The 1,789-nt window shown below is 37.8% G+C and carries 3 protein-coding genes; 1 reads left to right on the top strand and 2 read right to left on the bottom strand.

Going from position 1 to position 1,789, the window contains the following annotated elements; genetic code table 11:
- The coding region (locus ACZFYI_RS19990; protein WP_462525881.1) for a DUF1593 domain-containing protein at positions 1-944 on the top strand (944 nt) is incomplete at its 5' end.
- 36 nt (positions 945-980) lie between these two features.
- On the opposite strand, the gene ACZFYI_RS19985 is transcribed toward ACZFYI_RS19990, so the two are convergent.
- Positions 981-1,376, bottom strand: a complete 396-nt coding sequence (locus tag ACZFYI_RS19985; RefSeq protein WP_462525880.1) for a PIN domain-containing protein — start codon at positions 1,374-1,376, stop codon at positions 981-983.
- Positions 1,376-1,570, bottom strand: coding sequence for a type II toxin-antitoxin system VapB family antitoxin (locus ACZFYI_RS19980; protein WP_462525879.1), 195 nt, complete (start codon positions 1,568-1,570; stop codon positions 1,376-1,378). The genes ACZFYI_RS19985 and ACZFYI_RS19980 overlap by 1 nt, the downstream gene beginning before the upstream one ends.
- Between the last annotated feature and the right edge of the window lie 219 nt (positions 1,571-1,789).

Raw genomic sequence — 1,789 nt, 5'->3', positions numbered from 1 at the left:
GTCTCGCGCAGGCACTTTGGAAAGTGCAGCATACCAGGTCAGAAGCAGAGGTTTCCAAATTTGTTTCCAAGCTCAGGGTTTATGGAATTTCTGATCAGGACTTTGCCGGGATCTGGGTCAGGCATAATTTTCCGGGAATTTTTTATATCGTGGATGCTAGTGCTGGAGATAATTGGAGGGAATATTACAAAGCCACCTGGACCGGGATTTCAGGAGACAGATGGTACAAAAATGCCCCAATGGTGGATTTTGAGTTGGTCGACAATCCGTGGCTAAATGCCAATGTCAAAGAAAATCACGGTCCTTTGGGAGCCAATTACCTTGATGTGATTTATATCATGGAAGGGGATACTCCTTCTTTTTTTGGTTTGATCAATAACGGTTTGGGTTGGTACAAAAGCCCCACCTATGGAGGCTGGGCAGGAAGGTACGAATTATGGCAATCCTACGGTGAGAAAGACAAAATCTGGACATCCTCCATCAATACCCAAGATGAAATCACTTTGGCCGATGGCAGGAAGGAAGCGTCCAATCAGGCCACAATCTGGAGATGGAGGAAAGATTATCAGCATGATTTTGCGGCAAGGATGGATTGGAATATCGCCGATGATTATAAAAAAGCAAACCATAATCCTGTCATTGTACTCAATGGAAACAAAGGAAAGGCATTGGCTTTTGGGAAAGTGGATTCAGGAAAAGCTGTCAAACTTTCTGCAAAGGAAAGCATGGATCCCGACGGAGACCAAATCAGGTACAAGTGGTGGATATACAAGGAAGCCGGCGCCTATACCGGAGACCTTAAGTTATTCGATCCGCATGCTATGGACATTGAATTCGTTATGCCTGAATTGGGTGAAAATCAGACTTTACACATCATCCTCGAAGTAGAGGATTCAGGTAGTCCGTCTTTGGTTTCTTACAGGAGGGTGGTGTTGGGGAATTGAAAAAACTATGTTTGGTTTTAATTTTAGAAGACTGAATCAGTTCCTATCCATAATTAAATCAAAATGATGAAGCCCTTTTAAGAGGCTGAAATGCTTATCAAACGTATATAAGGTTATCTTTTGATCGATAATTTGTTGAAAAATTAATAAATCAGGAATCCCGACTTTATTGATCCCGTTTTTGATGTTCATTAATTGATATTGCCTGATTATTCCCCAATCAATTTCAAGTTGAATATTTTCAACTGTCAAAAGACTTTCAGCGATATCTTTTCTTTTTTGTAAGAGTAAAGAAGGAATCAATTCTGTAAGGATAACGTCATTAGTACAGATAAGATCCTCTTTGATTAGGTCTTCTAGAAAAGGTATATCACGGGTCCTAAAATATTCAATCCAAACAGAACTATCCACCAGTACCTTATATCTTGACATTACTTTCTATCTCTAAGTACATCAAGATCTATGTCAAGGTCAATTTTTCCCTTAAAGGTCAAAAGCCGTTGCCTCTTTATTTTCTCAATTTTTTCTTTTAATGCATCCGTAATCAATTGGCTTTTTGTTTTTGCTCCTGTAAGCTTCATGGCCTCTTCTATAAGTTCTTCTGGGATTTCTAATGTGGTTCTCATATATTTTGATGCGTATTAGCATAATTAATTATGCAAATGTATTAAAACTCATTTTCATTACATAAAATCGAAAAGAGAAAAACAAAATTTTTACCAAATTAGAATATTGCATGAAGGTCTGGATTAATATACTGACTGTACTAAATTCCTTTCTTTTATAACATGTAAAATTGAGATTTTAAATATTGAAAGTTGGTGTAGGGATCTCTAATGCCTTTA

The organism is Aquiflexum sp., assembly GCF_977115555.1.
Note: the sequence above shows the minus strand (reverse complement) of the source record. Positions and strands in the feature narration are given on the sequence as shown.

Excerpts from the sequence above, each read along its gene's own strand:
- ACZFYI_RS19985 (WP_462525880.1), bottom strand. The coding sequence starts at position 1,376 with ATGTCAAGATATAAGGTACTGGTGGATAGTTCTGTTTGGATTGAATAT.
- ACZFYI_RS19980 (WP_462525879.1), bottom strand. The coding sequence starts at position 1,570 with ATGAGAACCACATTAGAAATCCCAGAAGAACTTATAGAAGAGGCCATG.